Here is a 14,834-nt window from a genome sequence, read left to right on the forward strand (position 1 = left end):
TTGGCTCAGTGGTATAACGAAGTAGAAAACTCAAATTTTAAGTCCTTCAATACCATTGCAAGGTCTATACAAATCCATTACAAACCAATTTTGAATTATTTTAACAACAGGAGCACCAATGCTTCCGAGGAATCTTTTAATGCAAAAATCAAAGAGTTCAGGTCGATGTTTAGAGGCGTAAGAGATGTTAAGTTTTTCTTGTTTAGACTTACTAAATTATATGCCTAATTTATGTCACTCCCCAAAAATATTCCTTGATCCTTGAAGACTCCATAATTAACAATAACAAAATCACAAACATTATAAAACCAAAAAAAGCTTCTCGTAAAAACGAAAAGCTCTTTATTCTTTTGTTGTGCGGGCGGGGAGACTCGAACTCCCACACCTCGCGGCACTAGATCCTAAGTTTGGTATATATTGCACCAAAGAAACATAAACAGTCTTATTTTCAATGGTTTATGGTTTTAATCATTTTGTTTGAAGTCAAATAATATCAGTTAATATCAACATTTGTTGTACCTATGTTGTACCTGAAATAGTTTATAATTTACTATCTTTAGGCACATTATAAGTTGTACCTGATTTGACTTTCGCAACTAAAACAGGTCAGCTATGTCATCAAGTGCAAAAATCGTTCTACGTAAAAAGCCCAATGCAAAAGGGCTTTACCCACTCGCTATTCGGATTACTAAAAATCGACGTTCTATTTACAAACAACTGGGGCATTATATTGATTTAGAAGATTGGGATGAGCAGAATATCAAAGTAAAAAAATCACATCCTAATTCTAAAAGCCTCAATAGCCTTATTTCTACAAAAATTGCGGAAGCACGTAGGTCATTAATCGCTTTGCAAAGCGAATCTAAAGATGCTTCTGCAAGACAGATTAAAACTGAAATATATAGACCAACCTCGTCCTTAACATTTTTTGATTATGCCAAAGAGCATATAGAGGCTTTAGAAGCTGAGGGTAAAATTAATCGGAAGTATACAGATTCTGCTTGGCTTAGTTTTATTGAAAGATTTCATAAATCTAAGCAACTTACTTTTCAAGAAATTGATGAACGTTTTCTTGGTAAACTAAAAGTATTCTTAAAAGGCAAATCTTCTTTAACCGAGACTTCTGCAATGAATGTGATGGTCTTTATTAGACTTATTTACAATCGTGCTATTAAAGATAGAGTTGCAAGTAAAGAGCTTTATCCATTTGGAAATGGTAGGTTTAAAGTTAAATTTCCCGAAACGGTTAAGATTGGATTGACTAAAGATGAAATTGGAAAATTTGAAGCTATTCAGGATTTATCTTCCATAGAAAGACATAGCCTTAATGTATGGCTCTTTAGTTTCTATTTTGCTGGTATGCGTATTTCGGATGTTTTGTTTACTAGATGGTCACAAATAACTGACGGTAGGTTTAATTATAGAATGGGGAAAAACGCTAAGCTTCTATCCTTAAAAATTCCCGAAAAGGCAAAAGCACTTTTAAAAGATTATGAAGTTGACAAACACTCTGATGATGATTTTATCTTTCCTGAAATGAAAAAAGCTGACCTCGACAATCCCAAAGATGTTTACAACAAGATTAAAGTTGCAACGAAGAAATTCAATGATAATATTAAGACCATTACGATAAAGGCAAAGATTCGTAAAAAAGTAACGATGCATATAGCACGCCATTCATTTGGTAATATTGCTGGAGATGCAATACACCCTTTAATGCTTCAAAAACTATATAGACATAGTGATTTAAAAACTACTTTAAATTATCAAGCTAACTTTATTCATAGAGAGGCGGATGATGCCTTGGATAGTGTTATAAATTTCTAAATTGAACCTAATCTTTTAAACCGATTGATTGATTTAAAATCATAATGTCATAGCCCTACTGACCCAAGTCATTTGATACAAACCGTCTTCAATATAATTTAGCATTGTAAAACAATGTTTAACTTAAATTATAAAATTATGTCACTAGTAAAATTTAACAGAAGACCCTTAAGAAATCTTATCACATCAGATTTCTTTAATAATGACGATTTTTTTGATACCCGTCTATGGAATAAGAAACTGGACGAACCAGCCTTAAATGTAAAAGAAACCAATGATGCTTTTGAGGTGGAATTAGCAGCACCAGGGTTTGCTAAAAAAGATTTTGAAGTAACCATTGATAATGGATGCCTACACATTGCTGCGGAAAGCTCAAAGTCTAAAGAAGAAAAAGAAGACAACTACACCCGTCAAGAGTTTAGTTATAACTCTTTTGAAAAGAGATTACAACTTCCTGATTCTGTAAAAGAAGAAGATGTAAAGGCAACATATAATGATGGTGTGCTTAGTTTTAATCTTGCTAAAAAAGCAGATGCTAAGAAGCACACCCCAAAGAAAGTTGAGATTGGGTAATCACACAGATTCTATCAAAAAAGTAGGAGATGAAAATTTCATCTCCTACTTTTTTTTTGACTTTTTAAGACCAAATATTTGAATCCTTAGCGGTATTGTACAAGCAATTTTTAAATCATTCTACCTTCCACCTTATTCCAATTAATAATGTTTAGAATTTTTCTGAGGTATTCAGTCCGCTTATTTTGATATTTAAGGTAATAAGCGTGTTCCCAAACATCGATACCTAAAATGGGTGTTCCACTAACATCAGATACTTCCATTAAGGGATTATCTTGATTAGGTGTAGAGAAAATACGTAGTTTTTTGTCGTCATCTTGCACAACCCAAGCCCAACCTGACCCAAAACGTTTTGCACCTGCATCTGCCAATTCATTTAGAAAAGCTTCTTCTGAGCCAAAGTCTTCAGAAATTTTTGTCTTAAATGAATCGGTCATCTTTCCACCAGGTGTTAATACGTCCCAATACAGATTATGGTTATAATAACCGCCACCATTATTTCGTAGGGCATCGGGCAGGTCTTTCATACGCAGGATTTCTTTTATGGTGTTTCCAGAAATATCAGCTGCTTCTAGGGCTGCGTTCAGTTTATCTGTATAGCCTTGATGGTGTTTGGTATAGTGTATTTCCATCGTTAATGGGTCTATAACATCAGGAAAGGCATCATATCCATACGAGAGTTCAGGTAATTTGAATGGACTGGTAGCTATTGAACTTGTTTTCATAATTTTATCTTTTTTAAGTTCTGATTTACAAGCGGATAATAATATTGAAGGCACTATATAAGCACCTACTGATACTACCATAGCTTGCTTCAAAAATGTACGCTTTTTCATTGCTATTATTTTTTGAGTATTTTATCTAAGACGGTATTCTTATCTAATTTCTTGGTGCAGAAAAACCAATCTTTACAATCTAAATCATCAGTAGTTGTCATTCGCTCTTCAGCAACACCACAAGAACCTGCTGGCGAAACAATGACATCATCCCCAGGATACCAATCGGCTGGCGTAGCTACATCAAATTCATCGGCAGTTTGCATTGCGATTAAGGCTCTGTATATTTCGTCAAAATTTCTTCCTAAACTTAAAGGATAATAAATAATGGCTCTTACAATACCACTTGGGTCAATAAAAAATACGGCGCGTACGGCTTGTGTTTTACTTTCGTTAGGTTGTATCATTCCATACTTTTTGGCTACTTCCATCGTGATATCTTCTATTAAAGGAAATTTAACCTCTACATTTTTCATCCCATTAAATTCAATTTTTTCTCTAATGGTTCTAAGCCAAGCAATATGACTGTATAAGCCATCAATCGATAGCCCAACCAATTTGCAATTGGCATTATCAAACTTTTCTTCCAGATGTGCAAACGTTATAAACTCTGACGTACACACAGGCGTAAAATCTGCTGGGTGGCTAAATAAAATGACCCATTTTCCTGCATAATCATCCGGAAAATTAATGTTTCCTTGTGTGGTAACTGCTTGGAATTTTGGTGCTTCGTCCCCTATTCTTGGCATTGCTGTTATCTGTTCTTTTTCTTGTATTGTTTCCATTTTTTGAACTATTTAATCATTATTAATTTTTCAAAATTATGAATAGGTAGTAAGTCTTGAAATGACCTGGGTCAGCGTTTTCTATATTATGATTGCGGTACTTTGCACTTTACTTTTATAAAGTAATGATGGATAAAAAATTATTTACAAAGTTTTTTCTGCGTGAGGGATTGTAGTGGAAATCCCGCAGCCTGACTGCAGGGAAGAGCGAGGAATTGAAACCTTTCGACTAGGCTCAAGATAAACTACAAGCCCTCCCGATAGTTATCGGGATTGTGGTCACGCCCAAATGAGACTACTTAACACCTTTTTGCATTTATGAATTATTATCTAATAGTTACTGGTTTAATCTTTTTAGCCGCCATTTTTGGATACATCAATGTTCGGTTTTTTAAGTTGCCTACGACCATAGGTTTAATGTTGATTACCATTTTGTACACATTAGGCGTTTTGGGACTAAGCTATTTTGATGATAGATTGTTGCGAGTGGAAGCTGAACTTATTCAACAAATAGACTTCAAAACGGTTTTGATGGATTATATGCTAAGTTTTTTATTATTTGCTGGCGCATTGCACACTAATTTTCAAGAGCTTAAAAAACAGCGATGGCCTATTATCTTTTTTGCGACTTTAGGTGTATTGGTTTCCACATTTCTTATTGGGACAACTACGTATTATTTACTGCAACTATTGGGATTGCAAATACCTTACACGTATTGTCTTTTGTTTGGTGCCATAATTTCGCCTACAGACCCTATTGCGGTTTTAGCTATTCTAAAAAAGGCAAATGCACCAAAGAAGCTGGAAATAAAAATTGTAGGGGAATCATTGTTTAATGATGGCGTAGGTGTGGTTGTGTTTTTAACACTTTTTCAGATTGCATCTTCAAAAAGCGATGCCATTAATGCAATGGATATCGCAAAATTATTTGGTATAGAGGTCTTTGGGGGAATCCTATTAGGATTGCTAATAGGCTGGCTTACCTATAGGTTTCTTAAATCTATAGACGATTTTAGTATCGAAGTCATTATTACCTTAGCAGCAGTTATGGTAGGAACGGTTACGGCCCAAAAACTACACGTATCAGCACCCTTAGCGATGGTTATGGCTGGTTTACTAGTAGGTCACGACCGAGTGAGAGATGCTGCGATGTCTAAAACTACCGAGCTTTATTTGGATAAATTTTGGGAACTGATGGATGTTTTATTGAATGCTGTTTTATTCATCTTAATAGGAATGGAACTTTTAGTACTGACCTACAAAGTAGATTATCTTATCGCTGGTCTGTTAGTAATCCCTATTATTTTACTCTGCCGATATGCATCGCTATGGCTACCTATAAAAGTCTTTGAGAAGAAATTAGATTTTGTGCCCTATACCAATTTGATTATGACTTGGGGCGGATTAAGAGGTGGAATATCAATAGCACTTGCCCTTAGCCTATCTGATGAAATGGATAGAGAATTGTTTTTAGTAATGACGTATATTGTTGTGGTGTTTTCAATTTTAGTACAAGGACTTACCATTGAAAAAGTGATTAAGAGATTATTGCCTAAAAAATCAAAACCATAAAATCGCTGAAACCAATACGGAATAATGACCATAGCTTTAGTTTTTTATTTCCTTTTTGCATTTGCCTTAGTGGGCAGATTGTTACTCTATGGCATTAGACCTACAAAGACGTTAGCTTGGTTGTTGGCCATTTTTACCATTCCGGTAGCCGGAATGTTGTTCTACTTTATTCTGGGACGTAACAGAAGGAAAAACAAATTTTATAAACTCAAAAAAACCGAAGCCATATCAGAGTACTACAGTAAAGTTGAGGCATATTACAGCGCGATGGATAGCAATAAAACTGGTGTAATACCAGACACTATTTTAGAGCATAAAAAGTTAGCAAAGCTTATTATAAAAGGCTCTAAATTACTACCAAGTACTGGAAACGAGTTGAAACCTTTAAAGAATGGAACTGCAACTTTTAAAGCCATTTTTGAAGCCATTGAAAAAGGTACAAAGTTTATTCATATTCAATATTACATTTTTGAAGAAGGCGATTTAGCCGAAACGTTTAAAGCTTTATTAATAAAAAAAGTAAACGAAGGTGTAGAAGTGCGTTTTCTATACGATGCCTTAGGAAGTAGAACGTTAAGCAACAAGTTCATACAAAGTCTTAAGACTGAAGGTATCGAAGTGTATGCTTTTTTGCCAATGCGCTTAGGGCGTTTGCTATCTTCGATAAATTATAGAAACCACCGTAAAATTGTTATTGTGGATGGTATTGTGGGGTTTACTGGTGGTATTAATGTAGCAGACAAGTACGTAAAAGGAGACCCTATTTTAGGTACGTGGTACGATATGCACTTGCAGTTAAAAGGAAATGTGGTTAATAGTTTACAATCGGTTTTTGCCGTGGATTGGAGCTTTGCAAGTGGCACAGACCATTTGTTAAATGGCGACTATTTCTTAAAACATTGAACTATGGGAAAATCTGTGGCACAAGTAGTGGCAAGTGGTCCCGATTCTGATTTTTCTTCTATCCAACAACTGTATTTTTCAATCATTAATAGTGCAACACAATATATTTATATCACTAATCCGTACATCATTCCTGGAGAAGCTTTAAAGGAAGCAATGCAAGTGGCAGCATTAAGCGGTATAGATGTAAGATTGTTACTATCTGCTAATTCTGATGGTCTTTTGGTCAAGTGGACAGTACGCTCAAATTTTGAAGATTTACTGGAAGCTGGAGTAAAAATCTACCAATATCCAGATGGGTTTTTACACAGTAAGGTCATCATCTCTGACGACAAGTTAACGTCTATAGGTACTGCAAACTTAGATATTAGAAGTTTTGAGCAAAATTATGAAGTCAATGTTTTGCTATATGATGCAGAAATAACAACCCAACTAAAACAAGATTTTTTAAGCGATTGTAAAAAAAGCAATCAAATAGACTATCAACACTACTTGAAAAGACCCAAACTAGAACGCTTAAAAGAAGGTGTCGCAAAAGTATTCAGCCCTGTTTTATAAGGAACTGACTTAGGTCATTAGCTGCTTGAAATCAACTCAATACCTTTACAAATATAAATCTCACAATGAACACAGGATTGGTACTTTCTGGTGGTGGCGCAAGAGGCGCAGCACATATAGGCGCTATAAAAGCCTTAGAAGAAAACAGCATTTTCCCTACGCATATCGCAGGCACAAGTGCTGGCGCTATTGTGGGTGCGCTCTATGCAGCAGGTGTGAGTTGGTCTGAAATATTAAATTTCTATAAAACCATTTCCATATTTCAAGCCAGTAGATATGCACGTAATAAACCAGGTTTTATAAACTCGGCAAATTTTTATGATGACCTTAAAGCATATCTTCCTAATGATAATTTTGAAACCCTAAAAAAAACCCTCTTTATAACTGCTTCAAATATTATTGATGGTACACTTAAAATTTTTAGCAAAGGCCAACTTATAAAACCCATTATCGCTTCGGCTTCATTTCCGGGTGTTTTTACACCTACAGAAATCAATGGAAAATTTTATGTAGATGGTGGCGTCATCAATAACTTCCCTATAGAACCCTTAAAAAATACTTGTGATAAAATAATAGGTGTCTATGTAAATCCGCTTAAAAAAATCAGCATTAAAGACCTAAAGCATTCCTACACGGTTATAGAACGCGCGTACAAAATCAAAAATGCAGTCGAATCTATGGCAAAATTTTCAGCCTGCGATATAATGATAAATCCACAAGACCTAAGTAATTATGGCACGTTTGATATGAATAGTATCGACGCCATTTTTAATGTAGGCTATACAGCCACCTTAAAGGCACTCGCAGAACATAAAATTGTGCTCAGTTAAATAGAAGCGAACAACAAGTTTTTAATCTTCTCAATAATAGTTTTTAGTTCGCTTTCGCGAAAGCTTACTTATAATAGTACCCAAACTGACCTAAGTCATTTTAATCAAGTATATAGACCTATACTTTTATAAACTATATGGATTTCAGCCAAATAAAATTCTTAGATACTTTTGAATCTTGGGTTACATACACCATCGTAATTGTAGCCTGTATATTATTGGGTCTTACCATACGATGGATATTATTTTCCATAGTAAAACTTTCAAATAAAAGACGACCTTCGGTATTAAAAACACAACTACTTCTTCAATTAAAAACTGCGGCCAAATTTCTATTGCCTATACTGTTTATTTACAGTTCATTTCAATTTTTAGAAGTCACTACCTTTTGGAAAAAAATTACAGAAAGCCTTATCATCATTAATTTTTCTTGGCTCGTTATTGCATTTTTAAATGCTATTGAAGAAGTCGTTAAAGAAAAATTTACCATAAACAACAATCACAAGGCAAAAGACAGAAAGGCACTAACGCAACTGCGCTTTCTAAAAAGTATTTCTATCGTTATTATCATCACGCTGGCTGTTGCAGCAATTTTATGGAATATCCCATCGGTAAAAAAAGTGGGGACTACCTTATTAACTTCGGCTGGTGTTATAGGTATTATTGCAGGGGTTGCCGCTCAAAAATCTATTGCAAACTTGATTACTGGATTTCAAATTGCCTTTACACAACCTATAAAAATTGATGACGAAGTCGTTATTCAGGGCGAATTTGGTACGGTAGAAGATATCACACTAACCTATGTAGTTATCAAGTTATGGGACTGGCGCAGACTGGTACTACCACTCAGTTACTTTAACGATAATTCTTTTGTGAACTGGACATTCAATTCACAAGAGCTTATCGGCACGGTGTTTTTTCAGGTAGATTATACGTTTCCTGTTGCCGAAATGCGAAAAAAATTACTAGAACTGCTACATAACAATACACTATGGGATAAAAATATCGCAAAACTAGTTGTGTCGAATACAAATGCCACCACAATGGAACTGCGCGCTACGTTTAGTGCAAAAAATGCCTCAGATGTTTGGGATTTACGATGCGAGGTAAGAGAACAATTAATCGCCTTTATTCAAAAAAATCATCCAGAGTGTTTCCCTACTTTGCGACAGATAAATTTGAGCGAAGACTTAAAATAGCATATCTTAAAAGCTCAAAATTGAAATAAACTGCTCACTGTATGAAATTAAATAACCTCATCAATAACCTGCCAAGTTTTTTTTACCGCGCAAAAAATGATAAGAATTGGACGGCAGAATTCGTGAGTCAAGGTTTTTATCAATTAACAGGCTATTCTGTTGAAAATGTAACGAGTGGTAAGTCGCATTTTGCTGAAATAATTCTCGAAGCAGATCGCGATATGGTTTGGAAAACGATTCAAAAAGCATTAAAAAATCAAGAAACCTTTCATATAGAATATCGCATCACGCATAAAAATGGAATAATTAAACATTTTTGGGAACAAGGTCAAGCTGTGTATGATGCTAACAATACATTGATTGCTATAGAAGGTTTTGTGCAGGACATCACAAAACAGAAAGAAACCGAACTGCAACTACGAGAAGAAAAAGCAAAAAACACGGACTTGTTAGAAGCCATTCCAGATATGATGTTCATACAAGATTTGGAAGGGAACTATACAGATTCCTTTGCCCCAGCACCGGATAAACTTTTTATGTCTGCCAAAGAATTTATAGGCAAGAATATGAAAGATGTTTTACCGTCACACGTTTTTAAAGTGGTTAGTAAAGCACATAAAGATGCCATTTCTAGTGGTGAACTTCAAGTGGTAGAATACAGCGTAAAAAATAAAGAAGATTTTTTTGAAGCTCGTGTTATACACTTAAACAAACACGGTGTGTTAACCATTGTTAGGTATATTACTGAAAAGAAAAATACAGAAAGAAAACTCATAGAAAACGAAGAACGCTACAGGCTGGCAATAAAAGCAGGAGAGTTTTCTGCTTGGGATTGGAATTTACAGACGAACAATGTGATTAGAGACGATTATTCGATGTTTGGCCCAGAGTTTGAAAAACAAGAATCTACCTTCGATTCTTTTTTAGCTATAGTGCATCCTGATGATAAAGAAGATTTAAAACTAGCAATCTCAATCGCTTTAAAGCTAGACAAACCATTAACAAAAGAATATAGAATCGTTTTACCAAATAAATCGATTCGCTGGCTTAGAGTAAAAGGAAGAGCCTTTAAAAATAGTAATGGAAAACCAGAACGATTAATTGGGGTCACTAACAATATTACAGCGCACAAAGAAGCAGCAAAAAAAATAAAAGAGAGCGATGAAAAATTACTTAATTATGCTATTGAATTAGAAAATAAAGTAAAAGAACGCACAAGCGAATTACAGGACATCGTTCAAAAACTAACCCAGACTAATCTACATCTAGAAGACCAAATACAAGAAACTAAAGTAGCAGAAAGCAAAGCAACAGAAAGCAAATTTTTATTAAATAATATCTCTCAAAAATTTCCGAAAGGATTTGTTGTCGTTTTTGATTCAAATTTTAAAATTGTTCTAGTTGAAGGAGAGGAAGTAGAAGATTTAGGTTTCAAAGGACTTGCAGACGCACAAACCTTAATTGATAATGTTAAGGGAGTTCCTAAAGACATCATTGAAAAAGCAAAGCGAAAAATTTTAAAGACATTTAAAGGCCAACATTGCACTTTTGAAGTAGCGTATCAAAACAGAATCTATCGAGTTAACAGCACGCCATTATTAAATGAGAAAAATGAGATTAAACAAGTCTTGTTAGTTCACAACAATATCACGCTGCAAAAGAAAGCAGAACTTGAAATTATAAATACGCTAAAAAAAGAGCAGGAGTTAAGTGAATTAAAATCTCGCTTCATTTCTATGGCGTCCCACGAGTTTAGAACACCTTTAAGTGCTATTTTATCTTCAGCTATTTTAATTGAAAAATTAAATGTACCTGGAAAGGAAGAGAGAAGATTAAACCACGTATCTAAAATAAGGTCTAATGTTAAAAATCTGGTCACCATCCTCAATGACTTTTTATCATTAAGCAAATTAGAAGAAGGCAAAGTAATAGCGCAACCAGAAAGCTTTGATATTATTGATTTTTCAAAATCAGTATTAGAAGAATGTGAAGGCATTAAAAAGGATGGACAACAGATTACGTTACAATCTGACCTTTTAGAAATCAATGTGTTTTTAGATATAAAATTGATACGACATATCCTTTTCAATCTATTGTCTAACGCCATTAAATATTCCGAAGAAAATAAAACAATAACCCTTGCCATCGCCCTTAAAAACCAGATGTTGCATATAGACATTACAGACCAAGGTATAGGTATCCCGCTAGAAGACCAAAACAATATGTTTCAGCGGTTTTATCGCGCAAATAACACGGCAAACATACAAGGCACAGGTTTGGGATTAAATATTGTAAAACAGTACACAGAATTAATGGAAGGCAACATTTCTTTTAAAAGTAAAGTCTCAGTAGGCTCTACGTTTTATGTTGCTTTGCCTTTAAATACAAGAAAAGATGAAAAAAGTATTATTAATTGAAGATAGCCAAGACCTACGCGAAAATGCTGCTGAAATTCTTGAGATAGAAAACTACGAAGTAACCACCGCCGAAAATGGAAAAATAGGCGTAGAAAAAGCGCTAAAAGTATTGCCAGATATCATCATCTGTGATATTATGATGCCAGAATTAGATGGCTATGGCGTGTTTGATAAGTTAAGCAAACACTCGGAAACTGCCAGTATTCCCTTTATATTTCTTACTGCAAAATCTGAAAAGACAGATGTAAGAAAAGGAATGAATCTGGGTGCAGACGATTATTTAACTAAGCCTTTTGAAGAAAATGAATTACTTGAAGCCATAGAAAGTCGCTTAAAAAGAACTGCGTTTTTAAAAAAGGAATATGCTAAAAATATTCAAGGAATTAGTGCTTTTCTGAATGAAGCATCGGCATACCTTAATTTGGAAGAGCTCTCTAAAGACCGTACCTTAAAAACCTATAAGGTAAAAGAAGAAATTTTTAAAGAAGGACGTTTGGCGCGCCGTCTATTTTTTATTCAAAGCGGAAATGTAAAAACCTTTAGAAGCACCGAGACTGGAAAAGAATTTGTGACTGGTTTATACGGTCCAGGCGATTTTTTAGGACAACTCTCACTTTTGGGCGACACCAGCAACTATGTAGAAACCGCCAGAGTGCTGGAAACGGCTGAAATATGCGAAATTCCAAAATCTGATTTTACCAGCTTATTATATGGCAACAAAGAAGTCTCAAATAAGTTTATCGAAATGGTCTCTAATAACGTGATACACTTACAAGAACAGCTCGTAGATATGGCATTTGCAACAGTACGACAACGTACTGCAAAAGCGCTTTTAGAGCTAGACGAAAAAGGACTTACTACAGATGATGAACATCAAGGTATTAGCATTCCTAGAGAAGATTTTGCTGGTATGATAGGTACGTCTACAGAAACAGCAATTAGAATGTTAACCGAGTTTAAAAACGAAGGATTAATAGAAGTAGCATCTGGCAGAAAACTGGTATTGTTAGACAAATCGCAATTAAAAGATATTGCAGAATTTGGATAAAGAAAACCAAAGTGATACAGGTCATTCCATAGCGCTTTCAATCCCACTATTTTTACTATACAAAGCATAATTGTTCTACTTGTATTATATATGATGAAACCTGAAATTAAAGAGCAAAAGATAATATTCTTACAATCATACTCAGAATTTAAGCAAATTGAAAATTTGGTGCACACTATTAATAAGAGCGATACCAGTTTACAAGTCGCTATACTTGGTAAGGTAACTCAACAAGACCTAAACAACAGCACAGTTGCAATGGAATTAAGATGTAACACCTTGTTTGAACCAATATCAAATTTTGGGATTATTTCTAATCCAGAGATTGGCGATTTTTTTGTTGCAGGTGCATTTGCAACTATGTTTTTACAAGAAGTTAATGGTAAAAAAATAGGTGCTATGTCTATGGGGCCATATAGTATTTTACGTGGTCTAGGCGTGCATCAAGATAGTGTAAACCATCATTTAAAAAAACTAATAAGTGGTAGTTATATTCTCATTCTTAGAGGTTCTGAAGATGAATTAAAACCATTTCTTGATTAGCTTATAGGATACGCTGTTATGTTTTTTGGTACTATGTTTTATTCTCGCTTTCGCGAAAGCGAACCACTCTAAAATCTTCATTTTAAAAAAAGTAAGATATCTTATTAGTTACCACTATTTGGGATTGGCATAAAAAGAAGCACAAAAAATAGCCCTAAGTATGTCTTATACACTAGGGCTATTGTTTAAATATTAAAAAAATATCTGTTATTCTACTTCTAACTCATTCTTAACTTCATACACACCTGGCGCAAAATAAGCGGTCTTTCTTGCTTCATTTTTTTCTGAAATAGAACCTACTTTGCCACGTAATTTTACCGTATGTCCTTCCACTTCAACATCGATTTTATTGGCATCAAGCGTTGCCATACGCTCAAAAGCTTTTTTAATTTTTGCCTTAATATCTATTGGTTTTACCGCTGGCTTAATATCTATGGTGTTACTTACACCGTGAACGCCTAATAGGTGCTCTACTGCTTTTTTTGCAGATGTTTTTTTGTAGTCCCATCCCACGGCACCAGATAAATATACCCAACCATCTTCTACTTTAACATCAACGGTGTTAATAGGAACGGAAGAATGCCATTTTAATGCACTAACAGCAGCTGTGGCAATTTCAGCATCCGTCTTTTTAAGATTGTTTCCATAATCTACTTTTATTTCTTCGGCTACAGCTTTTACGCCAGCTACACTATTTACGGCTTTTTCTACAGCTACTTTTTTACTGTAACTATCTACCACGCCAGTAAGTGTAACAACACCATTGTTTACAATAACCCCTATTTGGCTCTCATCGATGTTTTGTTGCCAGTCTAACTCGGCAAGGACATCTTCTTTAATACTTGAATCTGCTCTCATAACTATTTTATTTTTGATTAAACACTAATTAACTAATCCAAAAGTAGTTGAGAACACTCAGGTTTAAAATGATGCAAGTCAGCCTCGTATAATTTTCTAATACTGACCCAAGTCATTTTGTCAACGCCATCAAGTTTGCACCTTTACACTATAATATTTAAACGCGCGCCTTATGCAAACCAATGTTTCTTATTACCAAAACAAAAAAGAGTTTCGACTATTTGTGACAGAAACTTATACAAATCTCGTTCAGCTCAAAAAGGAAGAAAACCAAACCTCTTTTAATGAATTAGTGCTTAAAATAATGCCTCAAATACGGCAGTATGTGAATACACAACTCAATGTTGCCATTAAAAAAGGACATTTTTCTAAAAACAAATTCAAAGCAGATGATATTATAGACCAGCTTTTTATCGAAATATATGACCATATTGATGAAGTGAAGCAAGCAGAAGATTTCTATCTGTGGTTATTCAAAAAGACCAATGACTTGCTAGACGATATTATCGTAGAAGAAGAATTTGATGAATTTTTCTTTAAAAATATTGATGATTATACGAAGCCTGAATGGGATGAAATGCAGGAAAAATATAGTACAGATGGTGGTGGCGATTTATTGATGATTGAAGAACTAGATGATAGCTCTTACAACCACAATGACTATACCCTAAACCACGTATTTATAGAGAATGATGAAAACGACTGGATTAAAAAAATTGATAAAGATTTAACGGCTGAAGCTATTCAACATCATATCGCGATGGTACTGTACAATTTACCATCGCCTATGCGTACCGTTTTTGAGTTGGCTACCCAACAACATTTAGAACTAGCCGAAATTGCCCAATTAAGAAATAGCCCACTCAATGACGTTGAAAAACTTTTAACAGATGCGAAAAAAGCATTGCAAGTGAGCTTTTTCAATAGATATCCGCTTAATTAATA

15 protein-coding genes are annotated in these 14,834 nt (G+C 34.6%); 12 read left to right on the forward strand and 3 right to left on the reverse strand.

The annotated features are described in order from the left end of the window. The 3 genes from ES677_RS11430 to ES677_RS11440 form a co-directional block, all read left to right on the forward strand. Positions 1 to 228 (forward strand): transposase (locus ES677_RS11430; protein ID WP_148381308.1); only part of this gene is annotated, 228 nt, incomplete at its 5' end. Between the two features lie 384 nt (positions 229 to 612). Next, positions 613 to 1,827 (forward strand): site-specific integrase, encoded by a 1,215-nt coding sequence (locus tag ES677_RS11435; protein WP_148381309.1) that lies wholly within the window; start codon positions 613 to 615, stop codon positions 1,825 to 1,827. Positions 1,828 to 1,965: 138 nt separating this feature from the next. Then, the gene (locus tag ES677_RS11440; protein WP_148381310.1) at positions 1,966 to 2,400 is read left to right on the forward strand and encodes an Hsp20/alpha crystallin family protein; all 435 of its coding nucleotides are present in this window, start codon (positions 1,966 to 1,968) and stop codon (positions 2,398 to 2,400) included. 110 nt (positions 2,401 to 2,510) lie between these two features. On the opposite strand, the gene ES677_RS11445 is transcribed toward ES677_RS11440, so the two are convergent. Together ES677_RS11445 and ES677_RS11450 are read right to left on the reverse strand one after the other, a co-directional pair. After that, complete coding sequence (locus ES677_RS11445; RefSeq protein ID WP_317130613.1) at positions 2,511 to 3,236, reverse strand: superoxide dismutase; 726 nt, start codon at positions 3,234 to 3,236, stop codon at positions 2,511 to 2,513. A 5-nt stretch (positions 3,237 to 3,241) separates the two neighbouring features. Further along, positions 3,242 to 3,961, reverse strand: coding sequence for a peroxiredoxin (locus tag ES677_RS11450; RefSeq protein WP_148381311.1), 720 nt, complete (start codon positions 3,959 to 3,961; stop codon positions 3,242 to 3,244). Positions 3,962 to 4,279: 318 nt separating this feature from the next. Here ES677_RS11450 and ES677_RS11455 point away from each other — a divergent pair, with 318 nt between their 5' ends. The 8 genes from ES677_RS11455 to ES677_RS11485 all read left to right on the forward strand — a co-directional run bounded on the left by ES677_RS11455 (position 4,280) and on the right by ES677_RS11485 (position 13,031). Continuing rightward, complete coding sequence (locus ES677_RS11455; protein ID WP_148381312.1) at positions 4,280 to 5,533, forward strand: cation:proton antiporter; 1,254 nt, start codon at positions 4,280 to 4,282, stop codon at positions 5,531 to 5,533. A gap of 24 nt (positions 5,534 to 5,557) precedes the next feature. Further along, positions 5,558 to 6,436 (forward strand): phospholipase D-like domain-containing protein, encoded by an 879-nt coding sequence (locus ES677_RS15675; protein WP_246124511.1) that lies wholly within the window; start codon positions 5,558 to 5,560, stop codon positions 6,434 to 6,436. A 3-nt stretch (positions 6,437 to 6,439) separates the two neighbouring features. Further along, on the forward strand, positions 6,440 to 6,994 hold the full coding sequence (locus tag ES677_RS15680) for a phospholipase D-like domain-containing protein (RefSeq protein ID WP_246124513.1): 555 nt from the start codon (positions 6,440 to 6,442) through the stop codon (positions 6,992 to 6,994). 65 nt (positions 6,995 to 7,059) lie between these two features. Next, positions 7,060 to 7,824: a patatin-like phospholipase family protein gene (locus ES677_RS11465; RefSeq protein ID WP_148381313.1), complete on the forward strand. Its 765-nt coding sequence runs from the start codon at positions 7,060 to 7,062 to the stop codon at positions 7,822 to 7,824. A 137-nt stretch (positions 7,825 to 7,961) separates the two neighbouring features. Continuing rightward, positions 7,962 to 9,023, forward strand: coding sequence for a mechanosensitive ion channel family protein (locus tag ES677_RS11470; protein WP_148381314.1), 1,062 nt, complete (start codon positions 7,962 to 7,964; stop codon positions 9,021 to 9,023). Between the two features lie 41 nt (positions 9,024 to 9,064). Further along, positions 9,065 to 11,440 carry a PAS domain-containing sensor histidine kinase gene (locus ES677_RS11475; RefSeq protein WP_148381315.1) on the forward strand — a complete coding sequence of 792 codons (2,376 nt, stop codon included), beginning with the start codon at positions 9,065 to 9,067 and terminating at the stop codon, positions 11,438 to 11,440. Further along, complete coding sequence (locus ES677_RS11480; RefSeq protein ID WP_148381316.1) at positions 11,418 to 12,488, forward strand: response regulator; 1,071 nt, start codon at positions 11,418 to 11,420, stop codon at positions 12,486 to 12,488. Before ES677_RS11475 ends, ES677_RS11480 begins: the two co-directional genes overlap by 23 nt. Positions 12,489 to 12,578: 90 nt before the next feature. After that, positions 12,579 to 13,031 carry a hypothetical protein gene (locus ES677_RS11485; RefSeq protein ID WP_148381317.1) on the forward strand — a complete coding sequence of 151 codons (453 nt, stop codon included), beginning with the start codon at positions 12,579 to 12,581 and terminating at the stop codon, positions 13,029 to 13,031. A gap of 207 nt (positions 13,032 to 13,238) precedes the next feature. On the opposite strand, the gene ES677_RS11490 is transcribed toward ES677_RS11485, so the two are convergent. Further along, positions 13,239 to 13,889: a BON domain-containing protein gene (locus ES677_RS11490; RefSeq protein ID WP_148381318.1), complete on the reverse strand. Its 651-nt coding sequence runs from the start codon at positions 13,887 to 13,889 to the stop codon at positions 13,239 to 13,241. Positions 13,890 to 14,061: 172 nt separating this feature from the next. On the opposite strand from ES677_RS11490, the gene ES677_RS11495 reads away from it, so the two are divergent. Next, positions 14,062 to 14,832, forward strand: coding sequence for an RNA polymerase sigma factor (locus tag ES677_RS11495; protein WP_148381319.1), 771 nt, complete (start codon positions 14,062 to 14,064; stop codon positions 14,830 to 14,832). Positions 14,833 to 14,834: the final 2 nt, after the last annotated feature.

Source organism: Bizionia gelidisalsuginis (assembly GCF_008086185.1).
GTDB lineage: Bacteria > Bacteroidota > Bacteroidia > Flavobacteriales > Flavobacteriaceae > Bizionia > Bizionia saleffrena.